This window comes from Thermostilla marina (genome assembly GCF_054657455.1).
This window is the reverse complement of sequence record NZ_BAAHYR010000001.1, coordinates 2,830,556-2,857,467: the sequence shown is the minus strand read 5'-3', so window position 1 is coordinate 2,857,467 and position 26,912 is coordinate 2,830,556. Positions and strand designations below refer to the sequence as shown.

The window sequence follows — 26,912 nt, the reverse complement described above, 5'->3', positions numbered from 1 at the left end:
GAGCGACAACGCATCTTCGGTAATCCTCGTCGATGTCATCACGACACATTGTTTACGAATCGGCCGCTTGCGACTTCTTGCGGTTGGTGGTGTGCGGGTGTGACGAGCTGCCCTTGGCTCGCCTTACCCATCTTGTGGTTTCGGTTGCAGTGAGAAGGTACGGGTGAACTATGCGCAAAGGTTTTTATGGCTACCTGGGGTTGTCAGTACTATTTGCGGTGATCGCGGCATCTTCGATTCGTGCCGAATACCGAGAGACATTGAGCGACGATGCGCCCTCGGTCGATCTGGTGCGTGAATATGGTTTGATTAGCGATGATACGATCGACCAGAGCGAAAAGTTGCAAAAGGCAATCGACGAACTGTCGGCGCGAGGCGGCGGCAAGCTCGTATTGAAAAAGGGACGCTACGCCTTTGCCGGTGTCGTGTTCAAATCGAACGTCCACCTCTTTGTCGAAGCGGATACGGTACTGAAGCCGTACATCGCGCCTGACGAACGTCGCGCAGTCAATATGTTCCACTTCGGCACCGACGACCTCCAAGTGGAAAACGTCAGTTTGCGTGGATGGAAGGGGCGGTTCACAGTCGAATTCCGGCCCCACGAAGCGGGTTTGCGGGTCGTGTCGTGCAAGCTCGTGCGGAACTTCCTCATCTGCAATATGAACGTGCAGGAATGCTGGACGAAATTCTGCACGATCATCCTCGGGCCGCCCGACACAACGCCCGATCAAGAAGGTTTTTTCGGAGCAACCGACGGTACGATTCGCGACTGCAGTGTCTTCGACGCCAGCGGAGGGTACGGCCTCGCGCAGGTGCACGCAGGAAAACGCATCCTGTTCGAGAACCTCTACACTCGCGGCGGGGTGGCCATGCGAGTGGAGACGGGTGTTCGTCCGAAAAACCCGAAACAAATCGGCGGAGCTTTCGATTTGGTGGGGCGAAACCTCAAATCAGAAAATGCCGGTACATGTGTGTTGCTCTCGCCTCATTCGACGCACAACGGCGTTGTAAAAGTGGACGGTGTCGAGGCGGTGAGTTGTGATTTTGCCGTGAAAATCGCGCCCGGTTTCATTTCGAAGCGAAAGAGCCGAGAGGGATCTGAACCGGGAACATTTGCCGAAGGAACATCGATCAAGAACGTGCATGCCGTCTTCGGTACGAACACGCAGCGGGGTTGGACCAGCATGAAGTACGTTCATCCCGAGCTGCTCAAGTACGTTCGCATGAACGAGAATCAACCGGGGAAACTGCGAGGCGCTTCGATCGCGCCCGTGCTCTATGCCGGTAAGTACAAGGTGGAAATCGAAAACGTCACAGGAGAAGGGTTTGAGTACGTCACGAAGCCGGTGATTACCGAGGAAGACGCCGTTTCGAAAGACGTATTCCGTCGCCTGCATCGCAAACATCTCGAGAAGATCGGCTACTACTCGGAAAAGGCCGAGAGTACGGAGTGAAAGCGGCATACGGTTTGAAAAAGGGACAAGCGATCCTGTAATCAGCGAGAAGTGCAGCCGTGAGTGCCGAAACTCCTCGCGGCTCCGCGGATTTTCTAGGTTGTCATAGCGCGACAGTGTAACGACCTTGCTGTCCGAGAAGTCACGAACGGAAATGCGACGTGCAACGCCGGTTCGGCCATTGGGATTTTTCAAAGGGCCGACATAGTCCGAACGTATGCGAGGAATCCGTCATGAAAAGTTGGGCATGGCTGTTCATCGTGGTGTGCTCGATCGGTTCTGCGTCGGCCGCGGACTGGCCGCAATGGCGGCACGACGGTATGCGTTCGGCGGCGACCGACGAAAACCTTCCGCGACGGCTTTCGCTTCAGTGGCGGGTTGCTCTTGGCTCACCGGATCCTGCCTACGACCATCAATATCGCATGTGTGCCGATGTGACTTATGCGCCCGTGGTCGGCGATGGCACCGTGTTTGTTCCCTCGAACGTATCCGACGAGGTATTGGCCGTCGGCCTCGAGACGGGTGAGTTGCGCTGGCGGACAGTCGTCGGTGGGCCGGTGCGGTTTGCACCGATCTACGATGCAGGACGGGTGTATTTCGTCTCGGATGACGGTTTTCTGTATTGTGTCGATGCGCAAAACGGACGTTTGGTGTGGCGGACACGCGGTGCACCGGAGGAATTGCCCGATGCTCGCATGTTGATCAACGGACGTCTGGTGTCGCGGTGGCCCGCCCGTGGAGCGCCTGTTCTGGCCGACGGTGTAATCTATTTTGGGGCCGGCATTTGGCCGGAAGAAGGCGCCTATGTCGTTGCTGTGGAAGCCGCAACCGGGAAGGTTCTCTGGCGATCGGAAGCGTTGTCCCTTGTAGAAGACGGCATGTGCGATCACGGCCGGAATTACGATCTGGCATTGCCGCCGCAGGGCTACACGGCCGTGTTCGGTAAATATGTGGTCGTATCCTCGGGCAGAACGCTGGCTGCGTGGTTCGACCGCGAAACCGGGCAGATGGAACCCTACACCTCCTTCTACGTCAAGTACACACCACCGCGGGGTACATGGTATGTCGCCGGCAACGAGGACGTGTGGGTTCAAGGCGGAAATTGGTTTGCTGTTCATCCGGATTACCTGCCGCCGAGACCCGACGGGCTGAGCGACCTGGTCATACCGCTGATCTGGTCGGCGAAAGAACCGGAGGCGGCTCTGGCGTGTCTTGCCCGCCGACCGTTCTTGCGATCCGATCGCCCCGAAGAGCTGGTGGCGAACGGCGGCTACGAGAATTTATATTCGGAGCCGGTGTTCACTTGCGATACGGCGTACGCGGCAGTATATGACGATCCTGCCAAGTATTTGCTGCTGCGAGGTAGAACGTTCGTTCGTTTTCGGCCGATGGATAAGATCGTTGCGTACGACCTCACGAAGCCCACTTGGTCGGTAGGCGGCGATGCCGTAGATAGCGGAAAGAAGCCGAGGGGAAAGATCGGCACGGTCGAATTTCCTGTGAAGTGGGAATTGAAAACGCCTCTGCGCGTGTTGGCGAAAGCCGGGGATCGATTGATTGCCGGAGGGGTGGACCGGATCGCGTTGATCGACATTCCGTCGCCGGGTGAATCTCCGAAGATTTCGTGGGATGCGCCGGTCGAGGGAAACCCTGTGCACGTAGCCGTTGCCGACGGAAAACTGGTCGTGGCGACCGACAAAGGTGACATCGATTGCTTCGGTAGCGGCCCCACCAGCGACATCGCGGCCCGTTTGCCCGTTGAAGCGACCGCTCGCCGGTTGACCTCGTATACGGCTGTTTTGGGATGGGGCGACGGCCAAGCCGCCATTGCGGCAGCCGCGCGGCCGAATGTTCGGGTGGTCGTCTTGGAACGAGACGAGCAGGCAACGGCCGCCGCGCGAAACGAATTGGCCGCAAGAGGGATTGCGGCAAGGCGAGTTCACGTCGTGCCGGTTTCTCGCGACACACTTGTGACTCCGTATTGGGCGGAAACGGTCATCGTGAACGATCCGAACGCGTTCGGATCACACGAAGATACCGTACGGAGGGCCGTTTCATTGCTGAGACCGTTGACCGGGAAGCTGGAACTGGCCGGTCTGAAAGAAGAGGTTGTGCGTCGTTGTGTCGACGGAAGAAGTGATTTTCGGATTGAAGCAAATACGTTGTTGCGTACGGGATTGCCGCCGGGAAGTGCCGATTGGACACACGAGTCTGCTGATGCCGACAATAGCTTCGTCGGTAAAGATCGACTCGTCAAATGGCCGCTCGGTGTCCTATGGTACTCCGGTGACATTGACCGTTACTTCACTCCCGAGGCTCACTATCAGCACGCGAGAAATCCCTATCCGCTGGTGAAAGATGGGCGGATGTTTCTGATAACTGAGAATCGCGTTCATGCGGTCGACGTCTACACGGGGGCTTACCTGTGGTGTGTCGAGTTGCCGATGACACCCTACGTCAGCACGCGGTTGTTTGACAACCGGCTCTACGGACGGCCGACGGAGCGCAACATCGTTGCGGCCGATGACTGGGTGTACTGCGTCCTGGATGATTCGATTTGGTGTATCGACGTAGAGAGCGCCAAACACGTGGCGACGTTGACGCTTCCGGACGAAGTGAAAGACGCTGCCAAATGGGACTTCACGTTGCCTGTGCGTCGAATGGTCACGGAAACGGGGGAAGAAGTCGCGGTTCGAACACAACCCGCCTGGATCGAGGTGCGATTGAGCGGCGACGTTCTGACGGCGGTTGTCGGAAAACAGTTGATCGCAATCGATCGACACACGGGAGCGTTGCTTTGGCGTCGTCCCGGCTCGCTGGGCTATATCACCTACGCCGTCGGTGACGGTGTTCTGTACGGCTTGGATTGCGCCCCCGACGATTTTTACCGGCCACGGAAAGCACCGAGCGAACAGGGAACGCTTTTTGCCATCGAAGTTGCCTCCGGCAAACGCTTATGGGAGCGATCAGTGGTGTATCGAGGATGGCCGGGCAGCGATCCGGCCGGCGTGAGGCCGTGGATGAAACCGCCGGTACCATTTGTCGGGTACAATCACAAACACCGTTTCGTTGTCATGGCCCACAACGGCAATAACATTGCTGTGTATCGCGCAGCCGACGGGGAACTCGTGTGGCAAAAAGAGCACCCCGAAATGGAATTCGATCTTCGTATCTACTCGCCGAACATTCTGGACGATTATCTTGTTCTCTCACTCAGTAAGTACACCGGCGGTATGGGATTCTTCGTCGACATTCGAACGGGCGAACGTATCCACGATGATATTGAGATTCCTTCGGCCCGAACCTGCGGTCGTATCTTGGGAAATGCATTCCTTTTGAGTTATCGAGATGCCGCGACCGAACTGTACGACGTGATTCGAAATCGAACGATACCGGTGAACTCGATGCGTGCCGGGTGCACGACCAGCTTCATTCCGGCCGACGGTGTTCTCTGCGGGCCGATGCTGGGCCACGGTTGCGTGTGTAACTATCCGATGTTTGCCTCAGTGGCGCTTTATCCTACCGACGCCTTCGAAGCCTGGCGCCCGGCGAAGTTTCGCGAAGCGATCGAGTCGGCCGACGATTCCGTCGTGCAGTCGTCCCGTTGATGGATGCGCGGGTTCCGTCGGCGACGCTGCCGGACGGGGAAGTTTGCTCAAAAACGTTGTTCTCTCCAGTGCCACAGGGTATCCTGCATACGGTGTGATCGGGCCGATCGAAGATCTGCAACACCCCTGTTGCGTTTCATGGTGCGTTGAGCGATTGAAATTCCCGCGATTCTTCCTGCCGCATGCTTGCGCGCCGTACCGTGTGTAGTCGGAACCGCAGATCGTCGATTGCACACCCACCTGAGCCCGTCCTCGCTCTCTATCCGCGAAACTTACGAGGAGGTCGATCATGCCGCGCGCGTCGTTCATCCGAAAGGTCGTGGGGTTGTTATGCGCCTTCGCCGCGATTTGGGGGGCCGCAATCTCGCCCGAGGGCCGGGTGTACGCCGACGATTTCCCATCGTTGCCCGACTTAGTGGAAAGGATGGGCGTGCCCGGGGGGCTGTGTGTTCAACTGGGAGATCCCGAAAACGCCTCGTTGGAAGAGCTTGCGAAAACCGGCCGATTTGTCGTCGAGGTGCTCACGGCCCCTGAAGATGTCGACGTGAAAAGACTCGAGAAACGGCTGACCGACGGTCTTGCAGGAGTGCTGTCGGAGATCCGTTGGTCGCCCGGTGATCCGTTGCCGTACACCGAGAATCTCGTCAACGTCGTAATTGTGCGGACGGTGGTCTCTCGTAACCAGATGGACGAGATTCGACGTGTGTTGTGTCCGCACGGCGTGTTGCTGGCGAAAGAAGAATTCGTGCCGTCGCAGGTCGGCGATGGCTGGGAAACAGCATCGGCGACGTCTGTTCCAAGCGGATGGAAAGCATTCCGTAAACCGTGGCCGACGGGGATGGATGAATGGACCCATCCACGGCACTCCGCTTCGGGGAATGCCGTTTCCAACGACATCTTCGTCGGGCCGCCGCGACGCGTCCGCTGGGTGGCCGGACCTTGGCGAGAGCTGGCGAATGTCGTAACCGCCGGAGGAAGAAACTATTACGCGGGTATGATCGCCCGTGATGGATTCAACGGGATGCGATTGTGGGAAAGAGAGATTCGCCCGTCGCCCGCAGTCGGGGGATTTGGATATCGTCCCGCCGAAGGAAGCACGCCGCCGGTCGGTTGGGAAGATTTCGTGTTCGTTGTCGACGACGGTAAAGTGTGTGCGTTGGATGGGCGAACAGGGAAGGTAGTCCGCGTCTTGGCAGAAAACGGAAGTGTTACCGATCTGCTTTTCGATCAGGGAACGTTGTTTGCCGTCGAGCAGAATCGAATTCGGGCGTTCCGGCCCGATGCCGGCGACACGCTTTGGGTATACGAAGGCTCTGCAATTCGCCTTACGGTTGCGGGCGAAGGCATCGTCGCCTTTGCACAAGGTGACGTGAAAAAGGGGCAAAAGCAAGAGATCGTCGTACTCGATGCGGCGTCGGGAACGGTGCGCTGGCGCCGTGATGATTATCCGTGGGTCGTGCGGGCTACGCGGGCCGTGTACTACCATGGTCTTCTGGCCTTCGAAGAATCCACGTTCAACGACCACGGTCCCGGAAATGCCTTGCATTTGATCGCGGCAGCCGATGGTTCGCCCATCCGCGACCAAGCATTCTTACCCGGCATGAACCACATGCGCCAGGCGAGGCCGTTGTTCATCAATGACCGCCTGTGGTTGTTGGAGGGCGGGCGAGGGGCCGATGATACGCGCGAGCCGATTCGTATCGTCGGGTTGTCCATCCCCGACGGACAGGTCCTTTCTGAGATGCCCGGCGGCTTGGCGCATTGCTTTCCCCCGGTTGCAACTCCACGATACTTGTTTTCGGGCGAACTCAATCTTACCGATCTGACGACCGGCCAAATGGACGCCAATCGAATCACAAAGGCGGCTTGTGGCCGCGATCATGGTTGGGTTCCGGCTCACGGCTTGATCTATGTCACACCCAAGCACTGCGTGTGTTGGCCGATGTTACGAGGGTATGCGGCCCTGGCGCCTCAGCGGGAAGGCGGCAATCCGGCCGATCGGCCGATCGACGAGCTGACGTTTCCAGTTGAGACGACCGGCGAGGAAGCAACCGCACGAGACGCGGCACCGGAAACGTATGACCCGCGCACCGAGTGGCCGATCTACCGGCACGATGCGGTTCGGTCGGGAAGCACCGCTGCGGTGGTTCCGGACGATTTGAAGATAGGGTGGCAGGTCGATTTGAATCCGCATTCGGCTCTTTCCGGCCCGGTCGCGATCGATTGGCAGGAAGATTTTTACGTGAAAGGACCGGTTTCGCCGCCGGTGGTGGCCGACGGCACGGTCGTCGTATCGCTTCCTCACGCCAGGGCAGTAACGGCTCTCGACGTGGCGACGGGCCAAGTGCGTTGGCGATACTTTGCCGAAGGGCGAGTCGACACGCCGCCGACCCTGTACGGTGGGACCTGTCTTTTCGGATCCAGCGATGGATTCGTGCATTGCGTCCGTTTGCGTGATGGAAGGCCCCTTTGGCGTAAGCGCATTGCGCCTCATGATGAAAGAATGGTCGCATTCGCCCAGCCCGAGTCGCCGTGGCCCGTGCCGGGTAGCGTGTTGATTTGCGAAGACGTCGCTTACATTGCCGCGGGGCGGCAGTCGTTTGCCGATGGAGGTATTTTCGTCGTTGCATTCGATCCTCGGTCGGGACAAACGATCTGGAAGAAGCGGCTCGACACGATTCCGCAGAAGGGGTACTACACGTCGAGCGCGCTCGAATTCGACAACTTCGATCTCTTGCGGCAGGAAGGCGACGGTGTGGCAATGTCGCGTTGGTGGTTCGATCGCCGTAGCGGTGACATGCAAGTCGATTTGTGGCGCGTGTTTTCGAAAATCGAAACCGACGGACGCGCTGTTTGGGCGCCCCAAGATTGCTGGTCGTACGGGCCGAGAAACCAAACGCGGACGAAAACCTATTCGCCGCGGCGGCCGTTGGTCGCCTTCCGCGAAAACGTGCTCGTCGGGTTAATGGAGGATCGACGCACTATCTATCGGCGCGATTTCGATCTTGAGCATGGAGAAGAGTTCGACACCCGCTGGATGACCGGTTGGGAGGCAAGCAACAACAGCCGGACCGGTAAAACCGCCTGGCGTTGTGAGCGACTTGCCGAAAAAGCCACCTGGCGGCGCGACCTGTTCGACGCCGAGCAGGATTCAGTGAAGGTCGACGCGTTGACACTGACGGGGAACCGTATCATGGCCGGAACGACCGACGGAAATCTGCTGATTCTGGATCGAGAATCCGGCGATACAGTGTCTTCTCTTCCGATCGAGTCTCCCGTGTGGGATGGAATCGCCGTCGCTGAAGGTCGCGTTTTCTACGTTTCCCAATCTGGCCGGCTTTTCTGCCTTTCGGCAGAGAACTCGACCGCGAAATAGCAAGATTGCCCCGAAAAGGCCGTTTGCGGCAACACGCTGCTTGGTGGCGCGATATCGCGTCCGAATCGGCGTGCTTTCGGCGCGTTTCGGGCAATTCATATCTCGGACGATCGGGGCCCAGGCGGTGCAGTACGCGCTGCGCGAGGTTAAGGGCCCCTCTTCAGGTCCGAAGGCGACACGGATCGACACGTGCGTTTTCCGAAATGCGATTGCCGGGACATGACCCGGAGGAGGGGAACCATGCGAGCGTTTTGTGGCGTGGCGGGAAGATTGATGCTGGCTGTTGTTGTCGGATGGGCGGCATGCACCGTTCACGCCGCACAACCGCTCGATCAGGTGGTCGATTCTCTGAATCTTTCGGGGGGATTGGCAGTGCACCTCGGTTGCGGCCGGGGGGAGAACACGCTGCTCCTTGCTCGCGGTGAGTCTTGGACGGTGCAGGGACTCGATACCGATCCCCAGTTGATCGCGGAGGCGAGGTCGCAAATCGCACAGGCCGGCTGCTATGGTCGGGTTTCTGTCAAGCAGTTGACAGGGAATCGACTGCCGTACGTCGACAATCTCGTTCGCTTGCTGGTCGTCGAAGATGCGTGCGGGATTTCCGAAGATGAACTGCTTCGCGTGACGGCACCGTTGGGCGTCGTCTTGATTAAGACGTCGGACGGTTGGGAAAAGAAGGTCAAACCCTGGCCGGAAGGGATGGACGACTGGCCCCAGCACTATTACGGCGCCGACAACAATGCGGTGTCGCACGATCGGCTGGTCGGTCCTCCCAGAAGGTTTCAATGGATCGCGGAACCGGAGTGGATGCGGTCCCACATGACGATGCCGTCGATCACCAACATGGTTTCAGCACAAGGGCGCATCTTCACCGTCGAAGATCGTGCACCTGCCGAGCATCCGGCTTTACCGGGCGAGTTCTACCTGGTAGCCCGGGATGCTTTTAGCGGAATCGTACTCTGGAAGCATCGGCTGCCCGATTGGCAACCGGTGAATATTCGGACGAAGCACATGCCCGTCCAGATCCAACGCCGACTTGTGGTGATCGGTGACCAATTGTATTTCACGCCCGGTTACGATGCGCCCCTTTCTTTATTCGATGCAGCTACCGGAAAGTTGATCAAAGTATTCGAGGGAACGGAGCGAACGCGGGAGTTCGTGTATCACAAGGGCATGCTCTTGGTTGTTACGGGGGATCAGACCGACATCGAATCGATTCGATCGGGAGGCGCGCTCGGCGAAAGTGCGTTCCCACCGCAAATGTACGGTCCCATCCTCGCGCCGAAGGAACGTCCTACAAGCCGTATCACGGCGCTGGATGCCGAGACGGGGCGTGCACTTTGGACCTTGAAGGGAAAACAGACGGCTGGATACCAGGGCGGATCACTCGGAGCAGTCGGCTCGCGCGTCGTCTATTCGACCGAGAAAACCCTTGTGTGCGTCGATCTGGAAAGCGGCGCGGAGCTTTGGCAAGCCGATGCCCCGGTGACGTTGGTCGATCGTATCGGTATTGCGGGAGCCGGTGTCGCACTGGTGTTGTCTTCGCAGGCAGCCTATTTGGCCGATTCGAAGGAAGTCCGCGCCTTTTCGATGGCCGACGGACGGCTTTTGTGGCGGGGGAAAGCGATTCTCAATCACCACAAGCCGGCCGACTTGTACCTCGCCGACGGTGTCGTGTGGTCGGCCTATTCCGAAGCTCACGATCCTGCAAGTGGTGAGATTCTGCGCACGATCGAGCAGCAGATGACCGGCCCCATGGGCCATGACCGTTGCTACCGCAACCGGATCACGGAGCGCTTTTACATCAACACCAAGACCGGGGGAAGTGATTTCATCGCCTTTGAGACCGGTTTGGAATTTCCGAACCCGTGGATTCGCAGTACTTGTGGTATCGGTTACATGCCGGCCAACGGGCTTTTGTACTGCGGACCGCCGGCGTGTTCGTGTTGCAATTGGGTGATGCTGAATGCGATGAACGCAGTGGCACCGGATCCCGACGTGAAGCGTTCGGGCGACGTGCCGAAAGTCGACGTACACGTTCGACTGGAACGAGAATCGGCTGACGTAAATCCGGTTGAAATCGAAGCGACTGCCGCGGACTGGCCGACCTATCGGCACGATGCGGCCCGATCCGGTCGCACGGGGAGCGCCGGCCCGGTCGCTTTGACGCCGCAATGGCAGGTCAACGTTTCAACCCGCCCGAGCGCGCCGGTGATTGCCGGCGGCCGGCTCTATGTGGCCGATGTCGATGCCCACGCCGTATGTGCGTTCGATGTTCGATCGGGATCGTTGCTGTGGCGGTACACGACCGGCGGGCGCGTCGACTCGCCTCCGACGTATGATCGCGGCCGACTCCTGTTCGGTTCCCACGACGGGTGGGTGTATTGCCTCGACGCCGCCGACGGCCGTCTTGTTTGGCGGTTCAAGGCATTGCCCGACCGCGACATCTGCGCTTATGAACAAGTGGAGTCGGCGTGGCCGGTGTGCGGAAGCGTTCTGGTCGTCGACGGTATCGCTTATTTTGCGGCCGGTAGGAATTCCTTCCTCGACGGCGGCGTATTCGTCTTCGGCGTGAAAGCCGAATCGGGAGAACCGGTGTATCAACGCCGCATGTACGGGCCGTACGACGAGAACGGTTTTCCGGTCATCACATCGCAATTATCCAACGGCAGCGGCATCGACGGGCTGAAGGCCGATATTCTTTCGAGCGACGGGAAGTTGCTCTACATGCGGCATCAGGCTTTTGAACGCGATTTGACACCCCTTCCGCCCGATGCGCCGCGGCCGCCCCATTTGATTCCTTCTGCGGGTTTCTTGGAATCGATTCCGCATCATCGGACGTACTGGACGATCGACACGACGATCCGTTACGACATTACAGCCGGAAAGCAAGCAGCGCACGGCGATATCCTCGTGTTGGACGACGATCGATTTATCGAGGTTCGAGGATACACGCCGGCTCGTTTGGCACCGTTCGATCCCCGAGTCAACGGATACCAGCTTTTTGCCGGAATTTACCGCCCCGTCAACCAATCGGTGACCATCAAGCAGGGCGGCAGGGACCGAAAGTTGCGCGTGTTCAGCAAAGCCGAGGAACTTTGGACGGCGTCGATGCCCATTGCCGGCAAGGCATTGGTTTGGGCTGCCGATCGTGTGTACGTGGCGGGAACGCCGGTAGCGTTTCCCGCAGACGACATGGCAGCCGCTTATGAAGGCCGGCTGGGGGGCCGGGTCCGCGTCGTTTCGGCGGGGACCGGAGAGACGGTGACCGAAGCTGTCCTTCCCGCCGCACCGGTGTGGGATGGGATGGCCGTGGCGGGTGGGCGTTTATTCGTCTCGCTTCAAGACGGAAGCGTGCTTTGCCTGGGAAACGACCGTTGAGTTCTCTTCTACTTCAAGAAGCGGCAGCACGGGCGCCGCGATAGATGCGTCGTCAAGGTGTGAATTCGACGCGGCGCCCGGACTCTCGGTTGTCGTCTCGTCACCATTCGATGTTGCCGGAACCGTCGGCGACCGAAACTGAATGTTGAAGACTCAGGTGTGGAAATTGCCCCTAGGTTCGATCGCCCTTGACGGTGCGTCAAGACTCATGGATGTCTTCGGTGACGAACTCTTCGGTGCTTTCTGCCGCCGGCGTCGCTTCGCCGAATCGGAATCGTCGCACGAGGTTTCGCAAGGTCGATGCCTGCGCGCCGAGTTCCTCGCTGCTGGACGCCAGTTCCTCGCTGCCTGCCGCCGTTTGCTCGACGACTTCTGCGATGCTGCGGACGGCCTCGGCAACCTCGCGGGCGCCGTCGGCCTGACGGACGGCGTTTTCGGCAATAACGCCGATCTGTCCGGCCGTCTTCTGTACCCCCTCGGTGATGCGTTCCAAGGCTTCCGCGGTTCGTAGGCTCAAATCCCGACCTTCTTCCACGCGGACGGTCGATTCCTTGATCAGTTTTGTGATTTCACCGGCGGCCTCGTTGGACCGCTCGGCGAGCTTGCGAACTTCGTCGGCGACGACGGCGAAGCCCATGCCGTGCTCTCCGGCGCGGGCCGCCTCGATCGCCGCATTCAGAGCCAACAGGTTGGTTTGCCCGGCGATTTCCGAGATTACCTGGATGATCTCGGCGATCTGTTGCGAACTTTGGCTGATCAATTCCATAGCCTCATTGGATTGTTCGACGGCGTGACGACCGTCGCCAGCCAGACGCGACGTTTCGTTTCCGAGCTCAGCGGCTTCTTCGGCGGCGTGTCGAACCTGTTCAATTACCTTCAAGAGGTTCTCCACGGCACCGTTGATTTGCTCGACGGCCGAGCTTTGTTCTTGTGATCCGGCTGCGAGCGACTGCGAGCTTTCAGCGATCACGCGGGAGCCTTCCGCAAACTGTTCCGCACTTTCGGCGATATCGCGCAATGCATTGCGAACCGCGTCGACCATGCGATTGACAGAGCGGCACATACGGCCGAGTTCGTCGCCCGACTCGTAGTCGAGCGATACGGTGTAGTCGCCGTCGGCGACCGCATCGAGTACCTTTGCCGTGGCGACAACCGGCTTTGCGATCGCGTTCGATTGGTAAGTGCCCCAAGCGACGGCTACGACGACCACAAGGACGGATACGATCCACAATACGCGGCCGGCCTGCGTTTGGGCGTTATCGGCCCGGGCAATGGCCGAAGTTTCCACCAGATGATCGGCCTCGGCACGGGGAGCCAGTACGTTGTTGATTTCCTCACGGATTTGGTACAGATTCGTGGTGACGAACTTGTCTCGGGTCTGGGTCAGCTCTGATGCACGTTGGGCCAGCGTCAGCATGTCATCGAGGTGGGCGAAGACCGCTTCAGCCGCGGGCTGCATCTTTTCAAAGTACAGTTGATTTGCCTTTTCATAGTCCTTGTCGATCAATGCCTTGCGAATCGCGCCGACGGCCGCGTGAAACGCCTCGTGCGATTGCTCGGCCTCGGCGACCAATTGTTGCAGCCGAGCGTTTCTGGTATCGAGCGAAGCCGACCATTTGCCGAATCGGCAGGCATGGGAATCCGTGCCTCCGTCGAACGGCGTGTGCTTGGTTACAGCCTCCAGTACGGTTGCCAGGCGACTGTGGTGGTCACCGCGAAAAGCTTCCATCTGACGGTAGAAATCGACGGGGTTGTCAATTCCGAACTCGTCGGCAGTGCGGGCGAGTTCTTCAAACTCCTCTGCTGCTTGTACAAGCCGGTTTACGGTATCGGTCAGGGAAGTCAAGTCGCCCTGTTCCGTTTCGTCGAACGTCGCCAGATACGTTTCCAGCGATTCCAGGGCATGTTTTCGGGCTGCGGCGAGTTCTTCGTATGCTGCGGCGCGCGATTCTGAAGGAAGCGCGGGGTTCGTCAACAGGGCTGCTGCGCCGCCGATCTTGTAATCGCATTTTTCGATGGCGTTCAGGGCTTCGACTCGGGGAAGGCACTTCGAGCCGAGAACATCGGCTGCGGAACCAAGATCACGAATTCCCCAGTATCCGGCCCCGCTGATGCAGACAGCGATCGCAGCGAGAGCGAGAAAGGCGACAAGCAGCTTGTTCCGTAGCGAGAGATTACGCCAAAACTTCATGGTGCAGTTCCTCATCGGTGGGACGAATTGAACGGTTTCACGTGGGCAGGCTCCTCATGGCCGATTTCGGCCTGCGGGAATCGGATTCGCATTCCGCTGATAACGGAAAATCGGCCGAATCCGTTTTGGTGGGGGGGTAGGTGTGTTGCTGTAGGGGAGTCTGCTTTATAGACTATCTAGCCCACAAAACGAAAACGTGTCGAGCAGGCTAATAATTTTTCAGGCAGATTTGGTCATAAGTTGTCACAAAGCAGCGAGATACATTTTTGGGACGATTGAATTTTTTGCGGAAGTTTCGAACGCGTAACCTCCTCCAGGGCAGGGGATTGCGTTAAGATTTTTGAGGCTGGCCGTACTTGCGTGGAAACGTTCCCCCTGTCGGTATTGCCTTGCGTGACAATACCCCATCCATGGGGCGTGCTGTCGTCGATTTTCGCACGATGCGGTAAAATACAAGATTGCATTTGGTGGCGCGAGATCATGGGGCGGGCGTCATCCCCCTAACAGCCTATCTGGGTATATACCTCCGGTATGAGGTGCTTGATGGAGCAGAATCCACAACAACGTCCGGAAGAGAAGAAAGAATCACCGAAGGGGCCGGGCGGGGTGCGTCGGATTCCCCCGCAAGCGATCATGATGCTGGGCGTCCTGGCGCTGCTTGCGGCCGTGTTGATGTTCGGTCGCACGACCGCGCAGCGCGAAACGATCCCGTACGGTGAGTTTCGAAAAATTCTGAGCGAGGGCAACATCGCGAAGGCGGAAATTCGCGGCATGCGCTTGTACGGTGAGTACAAGACGCCTCCCAGACGGTTGGACCGCCGGTTGCAGAAACTGGTCGATGCGCCTAAGGAGTTCGTTGTCGTCTTGCCACCCGCCGCGTTGGGAGATAGTGAACTCGACAAGCAACTCGTCCAAGCCTTGGGCGAAAACTATTCGGCCGACGAACCGCCCGACAGCACGAGCTGGATGTTCGGTGTCTATATCGCGGTGATGATCGGACTGGTGGTAGTCGTGTGGTTCATGTTTCGGCGCACGCGCGACCAGATGCTCGGCGGTAGCGTGTTGACGGGCTTTACCAAGAGTCCCGCCAAGCGATATTCCGCCGAAGGCGATCGCGTGACGTTCGATGACGTTGCCGGGTTGGAAGGTGTCAAGGCCGAATTGCAGGAGATCGTCGAGTTTCTCAAGAATCCGGAACGTTTTCAGCGGTTGGGCGGTCGCGTACCCAAGGGAGTGCTTCTCAACGGGCCGCCGGGAACGGGGAAAACTTTGCTTGCTCGGGCCGTTGCCGGCGAGGCCGGAGTTCCCTTTTTTACGGTCAACGGATCCGAATTCATTCAGATGTTCGTCGGCGTCGGGGCCGGTCGCGTTCGGGACCTGTTCAACACAGCGAAAGAAAACTCGCCGTGTATTCTGTTCATCGACGAGATCGATGCCGTCGGTCGGGTGCGCGGTGCGGGGCTGGGCGGCGGTCACGATGAGCGGGAGCAGACGCTGAACCAGATTCTCAGCGAGATGGACGGCTTCACCCAAAACGACTCCGTGATCGTGATGGCGGCGACCAACCGCCCTGACATCCTCGATCCGGCCTTGTTGCGTCCGGGCCGTTTCGACCGGCATATCACCGTCGATCGTCCCAACCTTCAGGCTCGTTTGGCCATCTTCCGGGTGCATTGCCGAAAGGTCCCCTTGGCCGATGATGTCGACCTGGAGCGACTCGCGGCAGGAACGGTCGGCCTGACGGGTGCCGACATTCGCAATCTCGTGAACGAAGCGGCCTTGTGGGCGACCCGATGCGGGAAGGACAAGGTCGACATGTCGGACTTCGAGTATGCACGCGACAAGGTGTTGATGGGCGCGAAACGTGAGGAGGTCCTCAGCCCGAAAGAAAAACGCATCACCGCGTATCACGAGGCAGGGCACGTCTTGCTGGCCTGGTTCGATCCGAACGCCGACCGCGTGCACAAGGTCACGATCATTCCGCGAGGCCGGGCATTGGGCGTCACGCAGATCTTGCCCGACGAGGATCGTGTCAATATCTGTGAATCGGAATTATACATGCGGCTCGCTTTTCTTTTGGGAGGGCGCGCGGCGGAACGGCTCGTGTTTCAGGAGCTGAGTGCCGGTGCCTCGGACGACCTGAAGAAGGCAACAGACTTGGCCCGACACATGGTCATGCACTGGGGAATGAGTCGACGTCTCGGGCCGGTGTCCTATCGTTTCAGCGAAGATCACCCCTTCTTGGGGCGCGACATGGCAGGCCCGCGAGAATTCAGTGAACATACTGCGCAATTGATCGACGAAGAGATCTCACGACTTCTCAACGAAGCCGCGGGACGCGCGGAAGACTTGCTGCGAGACAAACGCGACAAGCTCGACGCCTTGGCTGCCGCCCTGGAAAAGGCGGAAGTCCTCGAAGAAGCGGAGATCGCTGCGATTCTAGGCCCGCCGGCGAACAAATCGCTGCACGGTTCTACCGATTCTTCGTCGGTATCTCGCGAGGAAACGGCGAAGACCGAATCGGGAGCCCCGTCGGAAGCGGACGGCGAGACTCCCGATGTCGAAGAGTCGTCTTCGAGTGAGACCGATGACAGCGATCGGTAAATATGCGGCGGTCGTCCCGCTCAGCGAGAGGACTTGATTCGGCCGGCGTATTCCGGTCGTTGTTTCAGGATATCGAGGTAGGGGGCGTATTCCGGCGACGTCGCCCAGTCGCGGGAGCCCGGTTCGTCATCCCACACGCGTTTTTCCGGATAATCCAGGCCGGCCTGCGATCGGTCGACCGACGCACTCCATGCGCGGAAAGCGGCCAGCATCGCTTGCGTTCGCTTCGGTTCGCGTTCGGCAAGATTCGTCGTTTCGTGGGGATCGTTCGCCAAGTTGTACAATTCCACCGCGTCCTTGGCGATGTCGGGCACGACGAGCTTCCAGTCGTTGTCGATCCAGGCGCCACGTCCGGTGTGTCGGAATGGAAGGGGCTTGGGACGTGTTGTCCCCGCTTTTCCTTGAAGGACCGGGACGAGGCTGATCCCGTCGATCGGATGGAGCATCGCATCGTCGGGGAGGTCGAGGAGGTCGGCGATCGTCGGGAAAATATCGAGTGTTGCCGCCGGGTACGAAGTCACTCGGGCCTTGCGAATGACGGTGGGCCATTCGACCACGCACGGCACGCGCAGGCCGCCCTCGTACACCGAACCTTTATAGCCGCGCAGACCGCCCACGGTATCGGGCTGAATTCTTGGAAGTCCCCCGTTGTCACTGCAATACCACACCAACGTGTTGTCGGCGATACCCAATTCCCGTAAGCCTTTTCGTAGTGTGCCGATGCTGCGATCCATGGCGACGAGTTCACCGTAATGGTCGGCATCGCCGGGCGAAAGATCGCCGAACGCCTTTTTGTCGGCGTCGGACGCACGGAAGGGTGAATGCGGGGAACCGTACCAAATTACCGTAAAGAAGGGCTTTTTCGATGCGCTGACTTCGGCGATGAATTTCAATGCTTGGTCGACGATGATTTCCGACGAATCTCCCTCAAACTCCACGAACTTCCCCTTGCGGCTCATCAAGGGATTCATGTCGAAGAAATTTGTGACCGAGAGCCATTCTTGGAAACCGAACACGCCCGGCGAATGCGTGTCGTCGGCGAGAATGGGAACGCCCGGCCCGCGAAATCCGTCGAGATGCCACTTTCCGAAGTGACCCGTGACGTACCCCGCCTTCGTAAGTGCCTGGGCGATCGTCTTTTCTTGGCGATGCAAGGCGTATCCATGATTGAGCACGCCGGTACGATCGTGGGATCGTCCCGTCATGACGGTAGCGCGTGTCGGGGAGCAGTTGGGGGCTCCGGCGTAGAACCGGTCGAATCGCAGGCCCGAAGCGGCCATCGCGTCGATGTTCGGGGTTTTCAAAACGGGGTGATGGTAATAGCCGGTTTCTCCCCAGCCTTGATCGTCGGCCATCACAAGCACGATGTTCGGCTGCGATTCCGCAGCATACGCCCGGACAATGGATAGGCAAAACAATGCCGTCAGGGCCGCATTTACGAGCACCGAGATTTGCATGCGCACTTTCATGATATTTGCCTTCCTCAGCGTATCTTCAGTGAACGATCGAGCCAACGACATTGCCGCTATGGTAATTGCGTGCAACACGCGGGGCAATCAAACGGTATACGCAGAATGCGCGGCGTGGTGTGTGACCGACGAGCAAGGCCCTGTAAGAGCCATGCGCCAACGGGAGAGAGTAACGCCGCGTTTTTCTGAAAGGTGAGGTGCGATTACGACTCGTCTTTGGGACCGATGGCCGCGACCAGGTCGTCGAAGGCGGCACGTTCGAGGGGGTGCAACGCATCGGTCGTCAGGCCCATTTCGATGGCACGGGCGAGGACTTGCTTGGCTTCTTCCATACGCCCCAACTGCATCAAGGCTTGGGCTTTGTGAAACAAGAGCGTTCCGCTGGGTTTGTCGGCGATCGCTTCGTCGAGATCAATCAACGCGCCCCGCGGGTCATCGCGGGCCATGCGAATGATTGCCCGCGAATCGAGCAGGTTGCCGGTGGGGCCGGCAAGCTTGATTGCCTGATCGATCAGCTTGGCCGATTCATCCAAGCGTACGCGCAGGTATGCCAACATCACGGCCAAGTTGTTGATCGCGACGATGTTGGTGGGGTCCCTCTGCAAGATTTCCTGGTACACGGCTACCGCCTTTTCGATTTCGCGGTTGAAGCCGTACATGTCGGCCAAATTCATCAACAGGGGAAGCGGCCGTTCGAACTTATCGGCGGCCGCGAGAACGACGGCCAGCACGCGATCGAATAGGGGAGTACCGACGACCTTCAATGCCAGCACTGAAGTGGCCGCCTGCACCAAAGCTGGATCGCTGTCGTCCCAATACTCTTCGAGCATCGTGACCGCCTCGTCGAGACGACCTCGCCGCGCCAAGAAAGCCGCCAACATCAGTTGAGCTTCGGGATGCGCTTCAATGAAACGCCGGTATTGGGCTTCCGCTTCACCATAATAGCGGTCGGCTTGCTCCTGGTTGCCCTGCGAGGTCAGATAGGCTGCAAGCCGCTCGAACGCCATTCCGACGACGGCTCCCCGCAACTCCATCACCGACGGCCGGGTTTCGGCCGTTTGGTTGCCGTTACCGCCGGGAGAGGTCGCTTCGGGAGGGGGATTCGAGCCGTTGCCGGTCGTTTCCTCTGGGATCGGCTTATCGAGGTAGGCCTTCAAATGCGCGATTGCGTCATCATAGCGTTTTTGGCGAACGAGGATGTCCGCCCGCAGGGCGACGGTCGAGAAATCGTCTGGGGCAAGTTGTTCGAGCCGATTCGTCCACACCGAAGCCTCGGCGACTTCTCCTTGTTCCAACAAGAATTGCGCGTACGTGCGTACGTAAAGTGGATTGTCGCCGGCGGCGGCCAACAGTGCCCGCATGTGCCGTGAGGCGTTTACGACGTCGCGATCGGCCATATAGAGTCTGGCGAGGATATAGCGGTCTTGCGGCGTGCTTTCGTTCGTGTTGGCGACGACCTCTTCCAGGATCTTTCGGGCTCGCAATCGCATTTGATACTTCGGATGCGACGCGAGCAGGATGGCCTCGGCACGCTGATCTTGAATGCGAGCCGATTCGCTGGTGAGATTCTGGCGAATCAATTCGAGACCTTGCGTGAGGTTCGAGTAACCGCCGCGGCCGGCCATCATCAGGGCCATTGCCCGCCGTGCCCACACGACATCTTCCGGCTTGGCGTTTAGTTCTCCCGCGACGAACCGTCGCAACTGCGATTCGGCTTCGTCGGTGCGCCCGGCGCGAAGGAAGAATTCCGCGACTTGTCGCACGACGGTCGGATCATCCGGCGATGCCGCCAATGCTTCGCGGTAGTGACGTTCGGCGGCTTCGGGATCCTTGAGTGCCTCATAGCATTGGGCCAACGCAAGAGGTGCCAGACCGGCGGGAATTGCCGATTGGGCCTCTTCGATCGCCGCATTCGCCTTGTCGGACTGATTCGTTCGGGCATAGAACTGGATCAACGCGACCCAGGCGGGGATTTCTTTGGGCGCCATTTGAGTGGCCAGGCGAAATTCCTTTTCGGCCTCGTCCATGTAGTTTTGCGATTGTTCCGCTTGACCGGTAGCTTGACTGCGCAGGCCCGCTACACTGAGAACGGTCGCATACCACACGTGGTCACGGTAGTCGTCGGAACCGGTCGCGGCTCCACGTGCCATTACGAGAGCCCGATCGTACTCTTCCAATCGCAACGAGATGTCGGACGCAAGCCGTCCCAACTCGGACGAAAACGGCGTTTGGCGTTCCTGCATGCGGCGAATGACCTGATCGGCCTCGACGAACCGCTGTTGACCGTACAAGAGTTGCACCGCCCGCTGAATCGACGTGCTGCTGCGATCTCCCAGGTCGATGGCCTTCAGATAGTACGTCAAGGCCGCGTCTTCGTTGCCGCGCAAATCTTCGATCATTGCACGCAGCCATGGGGGCCGATACCAATTGGGACGTTCACGTTCTACTTCGCGCAAATGCGAGACGGCTTCGGCGAGTTCCGGAGAGTCCTTGGAATCGGCCGAAAGGAAAAGTCGCAAGGCGGTTCCGTAGTGCCACAACGGCCCTTCACCTTCAATGCGCTTGATGTCGTCCAAGACAGGAGCCAGCGCCTCTGGATCTTGGGAACGCACCGACAAATCGAACAGCAGCAGTTGTAGCCGAAGATTGTTCGGAGCGGCCTCGGCCAACTCGGCACACCAAGTACGGGCCTTCGCGTACTCGCCAACTTGAATTGCCAATCCGGCCAAACCCGACAACAACGTCAGGCGATCTTCCCGCGGAAATTGCTCGGTTCCCGACGCAAATTCGTCGAGTCTGGCTTTGAATTCATCCTCCTTGCCCTCTTGAAGAAGCAAGCGGGCTTCGGCCAGTCGCAGGGCCGCGCTGTCTCCTTGCTGATTTCGCAGACGGTCGAGGACTTCGCGGGCTTTGTCGAACTTGCCGACCCGCGCGTTCAAGGCCGCCAACGCCAGCGGGAGCTCGACTTGATCCGGATGTTTTTCAATGGCCGCCTGAATCAGCGATTCGGCCTGGTCCGTTTGGTCTTCGGAGACCAATATTTCGGCGCGCAAAATGGGAATGCTCGGACTGTCGGGATCGCGCTCGGCCAATTGCGACAAGAGACTTTCGACGGGGCGCCAGTCCCGCGTTCCGGCCGGTGCGCTGAGGTTTTTCAGCACCATCAGCCGCGCCATCTGAAGGAGCATCTCGGGCGTCATTTTGCCCAACTGTAGTAACGTGCGATATTCGTTTAGGGCCTCGTTGATACGGCCCATACCGACAAGTGCCATCGCCCGACCCGCCCTCGCGGCAGCCCACATCGGATCCGTATCTACCGCCCGTTGGTAGGCCGCCATTTGCTGGTCGGTGTTGCCCACTTGTCCGTAGCAAAAGCCCAGGTAGAAATCGATCTGCTTGAGAATATCAGGTTCCTGGGCAAACTGCGGGCGAATTCGTTCCAACATCGTCGCCGACCGCCGCCATTCACCGCGCGCGCACAACAACAGCGCTTGCACGAAATCGATGCGCTGTTTGGGGTAGTCGGTATCGGCCAGCTCGGCCAATCGTGCCTCGGCCTGGTCGAGTTTGTCTTGATCGATGAACGTTCGAACCAAATTCCAAAGCAATTCGGGATCGTTGTCCGTGGCCGCAAGGCCTCTTTCCAACCACGAAATGACTTCGTCCGGCTTGTCTTGGGCCGCGGCCGTTTTGGCAAGCAGCAAGTAGATCTCCGGAGCGTCGGGGCGTAACTCGAGAATTCGATCGGCTAGTGTCTGAGCATCGTCGAAATCTTCGAGCCGGATAGCCGAATCGGTGGCGATCAGCAGCGCGTTGATATCATCCGGAGCGAGTTGAAGGGCAGCTTCCGCCTCTTGGCGAGCTTTTTCGTATAGGTCGTAGGAATGGTAATACTGGGCGGCCGCTAGGTGCGCTTGCGGATCGTCGGGATTCGCTGTGACCAATTCCTCGATTTGTCGATCGGCCTCGGAAGGACGCTTGAGACGCTCCCTCAGCACGACGGCCGCAGCTACGTAGGGCTCCCGATAATCCGATGCTCTAGCCGTCGCCTCACGAAAAGTCGCGACTGCGGTTGCGTATTCTCCCAGCCCCGCTTGGCATCGCCCTTTGAAAAACAACAGCTCAGGATCGTCGGGAGCTTCCTTCAAGAGGTGCTTGTCGAGGTGGATTAGCGCATCGCGGAATCGGCCGATTGCCAATTCGACCTCGACTAGTTCGCGACGTGATTGGGCCCGTTCGGGATCGCGGCGCACGACGTCCTCAAGAACCCGGTAGGCCTGGCCGTAGGCTTTGAGCTTGACCAATATGCTGCCCAAACGAGCCTTGGCGTCGAGATCGTCCGGGCGCAGGTTCAAGTACCACTGCAGGTACTTGAGCGCATCCGGCCAATTTTCTTCTTTTTCCGCCGCGTCGGCCTGCGCCAAAAAGATGCCGGCGTTCCGGTAGATCTGAAATCGGTGTACCCCGAACCCGACACCACCGACCAGCACCACGGCGGCAACCAAAAGGAGCAAAAAACGGGAATTCAGAGTGCGTCGAGCCATTGCGAATGATTTTCCTGTCGCACGAGTCCGTTTCGTGGAGACCGACGCAAGAGCGACCCGGGGTGGTTGTTCGGTTTCCACGCAAAAAGAATCTGCCCCATCGCCCGACGTGAGGACGATGCCCGATCAAATATACGCAAACGTTGTCGAAATCGATCAATCAGCCGTTGATCGCACACAATATAGAGCCTTCTTCTCTGTATTGAAGTGCGTACCGTGCACGCAACACAAGTGTACGGTATGCACTGCAGTTCGGGCGGCCTGTCGGCTGTTTTCCGGGCGTTTGGGAAAGCGTGCCGGGATGATTCAGTATAATTGCCCCGACAGGGAATCGTACCCCCTGAAAAGACCGTCCCCGGCGCGACGGGGACACCTACAGGGTTCGGATGTGGAAGCCGCCGTCGACGCGGATTTGTTCCCCGGTACTGAACGGAAATTCACCTGAAACGAGCGCCCGCACGGCCAAACCAACGTCCTTGGGGGTTCCCCAGCGACGAATCGGCCAGAGCCCTTCGGCGATCAGTCGGTCATACTTTTCTTTGACGGGAGCGGTCATATCGCTTTCGATCACGCCGGGTTGGATTTCGTACACGCGGATGTTCGACTCGGCGAGTCGCTGGGCGAAGAGTTTTGTCATCATGCCCATGGCGGCTTTCGTCATACAGTAGTCGGCACGGTTGACCGAAACCGTGAACGCCGAGATCGACGAAATGTTGATGATCGTCCCCGACTCTTGCCTGCCGTTTCGGATGCAATCCTGCATTTCCCGAGCAACAGCTTGGGTCAAGAAAAACGGCCCCTTCAGATTGACGGCGAACACGAGATCCCAGCTTTCTTCGGTCGCTTCAAGGATATCTTTGCGGCCTTGCGAGGTAATGCCCGCATTATTCACCAAAACGTCCAGACGGCCGTACCTGTCCAATGCGGCATCGATTAGCTTCCGATGATCCACTAATTCGGCCACATTCGCTTGAACGGCGAGTCCGTCCCCGCCGGCATCGCGAACCAACCGCAGCGTTTCCTCGGCCGCATCGGCACGATTCACGTAATTTACGATCAGCCGCATACCGAGTTTTCCTAACTCGACGGCAATGCCTCGTCCGATGCCTCGTGATCCTCCGGTAATGATGGCTACTTGCCCGTTGGCCTCGGTTTGCATTTCAGGTCTCTCCCCCGTGTACGATGCTCGCCTGCACGCGGCATTCGCTCGCCTAGTGGTACGCTACCATAGCACAAACGCGGGACGCCGGAAACAGCCCCGATACCGCAGCAGCGACGTTCGGTTCCCTACGCCAGGGGCGCGTTCGTGTCGCAACGTGTGAGTTGGTCGTGCAGGCCGATCAGCGGTTCGAAGCCCGCATGCACGGGCCCGTCGTCGATCGTATCGACAAGGCGACACACGCTCCACCCGGCAATCCCTTGGTCGTACGACGCTTCCCATTCGCGGTAGCTTTGTTCTGCCGTCGGCGAGGCGAATGGGAAGCTGTGTGGCGGCAATTCGAGGTCGCATCGCCACGGCTTAGGAGTCAGCCGTGCACGGAAACATTCTTGCCTGCGGCACATTCGCACGTAGAGCGGGTCGGCCTCCATTGTTTCCATCAATTGGCGACTTTCTTCCGAATCGGGCTGCATCGGGCGATCCAGTACGGCGCAGCGGAACCCACCTGCCGTGCGATAGACCCGTGCGTTCAACACGCGAAAACGTTCCAGCGTGTGGCGAATCCGTGCCAAGCACTCGTGTTCGATCGATTCTGCGGAATCCTCCGGTAGGTCTTTATCGCCGAAAAGCCTGGCAAGCCAACTCTTCTTCGGGGGGGCAGGGAGTTGCGGCAGATCGACGTCCACAAACATCAGTTCGGCGGCACAAAGAACTAAAGCCCCGTAACTGTTGCGGGTAACGATCGCATCTGTACCCCGCGGCCCCGCAATCTCGCGCACGATTTCCTCTCGCGGCGGCCGGTTGGGGTACTGCTCGTAATCTCGAGGCGGCCTCGGGCGGTTCTCGTCACGAGGCGGCGGCCACTTGCCTTCGGCGAGCAGCTTGCGGCGTCGCTGGACACGCTCTTCGGCCATGCGGACGGCATCGTCCGGGGCGTTTTCCGACCAGCCGAATTCGCAAAGCCACCAATCGCGCCCGTGCGGATCCTGAACCTTGACCTCGATTCGATGCCAATGACGATACACGCGCATCGCGCCACCTCGGTCCGAAAACGGCAATCAACGACCGGTACGGCGCGGGAGGGCGTGTGCTTCAATCGCCCCCGTTCGCCGCTGCGATCTATGTACAAAATACGTCATTGTCGCGTTTCAGGAGCCGATGGGCGCATTGGGGCGCGGGATCACTCGTCGGCGGCCCGTAGCCACGGCTCAATCGTGGGGGTATATTCACAGATTTCGTCGGGATTGAAGAAAATCTCGATTTCGCGGGCGGCCGATTCCGGCCCGTCCGAGGCATGCACGAGATTCATCTGCCGACTGGAACTGAAGTCCCCGCGAATCGTGCCCGGTGCCGCGTTCAGCCCGTTGGTCGCTCCCACCATTTCGCGAACCACGCGAATGACATCGGGACCTTCGACGATCATGGCTACCAAAGGACCGCCGGTGATGAACGCCTCGAGGGTGGGGTACCACGCCTTCTCGACGTGTTCTGCGTAATGACGCTTGGCCAACTCGGGCGTCACCCGCATGAGTTTCATGGCCACGATGTTCAAGCCCTTATCTTCGAATCTCGCAAGAACACGCCCCACCAAACGTCGCTGAACACAGTCGGGTTTCAACAGAACGAGCGTTCTCTCCATTTCGCAGTTTCTCCAGTTTTTGCAAAGCCTGTATTTGTTGACTTGCTCGGAAGACGGGGCATGAAAAGCGACAGTCTAGCCGATGGTGAAACGCCTCACAAGCTGGGCAATTGTAACGGAAAGGGACGTTCGAGCGTCTCGAAGGGATAGCAGGGGGGCGATGTGTCCGGCTTTTGATGATTGAGGCCGACAAAAAGTCCCCGAATCGTCATACTTTGCCGATAAAGAGATGCGAAGGGGGCACGATGGCGACATCGGTACGCGCCGTTGGACCACGTGATACGCAAGGATGAGAATCGTGATCGATGTCAATCGAGCGGACGCCTCAGCAGGGAGGCAAAATCGCTACGCCGTGACTCGCGTCGCACGGTCGATTCGCCTTTTGATCATTGGGGCGTTTGTGGCGGTCTTGATTGTAGGGGGTGGGCGAATCCGTGCCTCAGCAGGCGAATTCTTCGGCAACGCTCGTCGGCATCTTCCAAACCTCCAAGGTATTCAAGGGCCTCGCGTGCAGCGACTGCGCGCGCAAACCCGCCGTTCGTTGGCGTTCTTAGCTGATCGGATGACGGTCGATGTCGAAACAGACTTGTCGCCGTCGAAAGGATTTGCCGACACCCTCCGTCAGGATGATTCGGTCGAGCAAGCGTCGTACGAAGTCTTCGTCGGCGATGCAAGTGACTATTCGATGGCCCCTGTCGGAAGGGAGGATTCATACCATTGGCAGGTGCTCCCTGATGGGCTTATCTATCGCTCCTATCTTGCCGGTGTTAAAGAGTCCCGATTTGCGTCCCAGTGGATGCACGAACGGGATTGGGGCTGGATGTGGGATATTGCCTTGGGGGGACGCGTCGGGATCTTTCGATACGGTACGGGCGACAGTTTTCGGCCGGAAGGATTTCAGGTCGATATCGAAGGGGCGGGACTGCCTCGGCTGGACATGGAGCATGAGAACGACGTCATCTCGGCCGATTTCCGGTTCGGCATTCCGATTACCTTTGGTACGCGGCAGTGGCAAACCAAGTTCGCGTACTATCATCTGAGCTCGCACTTGGGTGACGAGTTCTTACTTCGCTTTCCCGGAACACGACGGCTGAATTATTCGCGCGACGTTCTCGTATTGGGTGAGTCGTGGTATCCGATCGATGAACTGCGACTTTACGCCGAAATGGGTTGGGCGTTCAGTTCCGACGGTGGTTCGAAGCCGTGGGAATTCCAGTTTGGGGTTGAGTACACGCCCGCCGTGCCGGGCGACGCCATCGGGGCTCCTTTTGTGGCGGTCGGCTCGCACCTGCGGGAAGAGGTCGATTTCGGCGGTAACCTCGTGGTGCAAACCGGGTGGATGTGGCTCGCACCGGCCGGACACATGTTTCGGATGGGAATGCAGTACTTCGTCGGCCAGAGCGAGCAGTTCGAGTTTTACGATCAATACGAAGAGAAACTCGGCCTGGCGTTGTGGTACGACTATTGATCGGTTTGCGACGCGACAG

General features: G+C 58.8%; 12 protein-coding genes. 6 read left to right on the top strand and 6 right to left on the bottom strand.

Annotated elements, in window-relative coordinates; all coding sequences use genetic code 11:
• Positions 1-170: 170 nt before the first annotated feature.
• From ACYQ2I_RS10400 to ACYQ2I_RS10385, 4 genes are all read left to right on the top strand, one after another.
• The gene (locus tag ACYQ2I_RS10400; protein ID WP_460166947.1) at positions 171-1,454 is read left to right on the top strand and encodes an Iota-carrageenase A2; all 1,284 of its coding nucleotides are present in this window, start codon (positions 171-173) and stop codon (positions 1,452-1,454) included.
• A gap of 233 nt (positions 1,455-1,687) precedes the next feature.
• Positions 1,688-5,062 carry an outer membrane protein assembly factor BamB family protein gene (locus ACYQ2I_RS10395; protein WP_460166946.1) on the top strand — a complete coding sequence of 1,125 codons (3,375 nt, stop codon included), beginning with the start codon at positions 1,688-1,690 and terminating at the stop codon, positions 5,060-5,062.
• 289 nt (positions 5,063-5,351) lie between these two features.
• Positions 5,352-8,438, top strand: a complete 3,087-nt coding sequence (locus tag ACYQ2I_RS10390) for an outer membrane protein assembly factor BamB family protein (RefSeq protein ID WP_460166945.1) — start codon at positions 5,352-5,354, stop codon at positions 8,436-8,438.
• A 240-nt stretch (positions 8,439-8,678) separates the two neighbouring features.
• Positions 8,679-11,819: an outer membrane protein assembly factor BamB family protein gene (locus tag ACYQ2I_RS10385; RefSeq protein ID WP_460166944.1), complete on the top strand. Its 3,141-nt coding sequence runs from the start codon at positions 8,679-8,681 to the stop codon at positions 11,817-11,819.
• 199 nt (positions 11,820-12,018) lie between these two features.
• On the opposite strand, the gene ACYQ2I_RS10380 is transcribed toward ACYQ2I_RS10385, so the two are convergent.
• Complete coding sequence (locus tag ACYQ2I_RS10380; RefSeq protein ID WP_460166943.1) at positions 12,019-14,010, bottom strand: methyl-accepting chemotaxis protein; 1,992 nt, start codon at positions 14,008-14,010, stop codon at positions 12,019-12,021.
• A gap of 543 nt (positions 14,011-14,553) precedes the next feature.
• Between ACYQ2I_RS10380 and ftsH the strand changes: the two genes are divergently transcribed.
• Complete coding sequence (ftsH, locus tag ACYQ2I_RS10375) at positions 14,554-16,614, top strand: ATP-dependent zinc metalloprotease FtsH (protein WP_460166942.1); 2,061 nt, start codon at positions 14,554-14,556, stop codon at positions 16,612-16,614.
• A 20-nt stretch (positions 16,615-16,634) separates the two neighbouring features.
• Here the strand turns inward: ftsH and ACYQ2I_RS10370 are convergent, their stop codons facing one another.
• From ACYQ2I_RS10370 to ndk, 5 genes are all read right to left on the bottom strand, one after another.
• Positions 16,635-18,083, bottom strand: a complete 1,449-nt coding sequence (locus tag ACYQ2I_RS10370) for a sulfatase family protein (RefSeq protein WP_460166941.1) — start codon at positions 18,081-18,083, stop codon at positions 16,635-16,637.
• A 203-nt stretch (positions 18,084-18,286) separates the two neighbouring features.
• Complete coding sequence (locus ACYQ2I_RS10365) at positions 18,287-22,627, bottom strand: tetratricopeptide repeat protein (protein WP_460166940.1); 4,341 nt, start codon at positions 22,625-22,627, stop codon at positions 18,287-18,289.
• Between the two features lie 373 nt (positions 22,628-23,000).
• A complete protein-coding gene (locus ACYQ2I_RS10360) occupies positions 23,001-23,786 on the bottom strand; it encodes a 3-ketoacyl-ACP reductase (protein WP_460166939.1) in 786 nt (261 codons plus the stop codon).
• 128 nt (positions 23,787-23,914) lie between these two features.
• Positions 23,915-24,817, bottom strand: coding sequence for a hypothetical protein (locus ACYQ2I_RS10355; protein ID WP_460166938.1), 903 nt, complete (start codon positions 24,815-24,817; stop codon positions 23,915-23,917).
• Positions 24,818-24,966: 149 nt separating this feature from the next.
• Positions 24,967-25,425, bottom strand: a complete 459-nt coding sequence (gene ndk, locus ACYQ2I_RS10350) for a nucleoside-diphosphate kinase (protein ID WP_460166937.1) — start codon at positions 25,423-25,425, stop codon at positions 24,967-24,969.
• Positions 25,426-25,933: 508 nt separating this feature from the next.
• Here ndk and ACYQ2I_RS10345 point away from each other — a divergent pair.
• Positions 25,934-26,893 carry a DUF1207 domain-containing protein gene (locus tag ACYQ2I_RS10345; RefSeq protein WP_460166936.1) on the top strand — a complete coding sequence of 320 codons (960 nt, stop codon included), beginning with the start codon at positions 25,934-25,936 and terminating at the stop codon, positions 26,891-26,893.
• Positions 26,894-26,912 lie beyond the last annotated feature (19 nt).

What these genes read in the sequence shown, in the direction of transcription:
- ACYQ2I_RS10355 (WP_460166938.1), bottom strand. Translation starts at nt 24,817, where the DNA reads ATGCGCGTGTATCGTCATTGGCATCGAATCGAGGTCAAGGTTCAGGAT.
- ACYQ2I_RS10365 (WP_460166940.1), bottom strand. Translation starts at nt 22,627, where the DNA reads ATGGCTCGACGCACTCTGAATTCCCGTTTTTTGCTCCTTTTGGTTGCC.
- ftsH (WP_460166942.1), top strand. Translation starts at nt 14,554, where the DNA reads ATGGAGCAGAATCCACAACAACGTCCGGAAGAGAAGAAAGAATCACCG.
- ACYQ2I_RS10400 (WP_460166947.1), top strand. Translation starts at nt 171, where the DNA reads ATGCGCAAAGGTTTTTATGGCTACCTGGGGTTGTCAGTACTATTTGCG.
- ACYQ2I_RS10390 (WP_460166945.1), top strand. Translation starts at nt 5,352, where the DNA reads ATGCCGCGCGCGTCGTTCATCCGAAAGGTCGTGGGGTTGTTATGCGCC.
- ACYQ2I_RS10360 (WP_460166939.1), bottom strand. Translation starts at nt 23,786, where the DNA reads ATGCAAACCGAGGCCAACGGGCAAGTAGCCATCATTACCGGAGGATCA.
- ACYQ2I_RS10380 (WP_460166943.1), bottom strand. Translation starts at nt 14,010, where the DNA reads ATGAAGTTTTGGCGTAATCTCTCGCTACGGAACAAGCTGCTTGTCGCC.
- ACYQ2I_RS10370 (WP_460166941.1), bottom strand. Translation starts at nt 18,083, where the DNA reads ATGAAAGTGCGCATGCAAATCTCGGTGCTCGTAAATGCGGCCCTGACG.
- ndk (WP_460166937.1), bottom strand. Translation starts at nt 25,425, where the DNA reads ATGGAGAGAACGCTCGTTCTGTTGAAACCCGACTGTGTTCAGCGACGT.
- ACYQ2I_RS10385 (WP_460166944.1), top strand. Translation starts at nt 8,679, where the DNA reads ATGCGAGCGTTTTGTGGCGTGGCGGGAAGATTGATGCTGGCTGTTGTT.
- ACYQ2I_RS10395 (WP_460166946.1), top strand. Translation starts at nt 1,688, where the DNA reads ATGAAAAGTTGGGCATGGCTGTTCATCGTGGTGTGCTCGATCGGTTCT.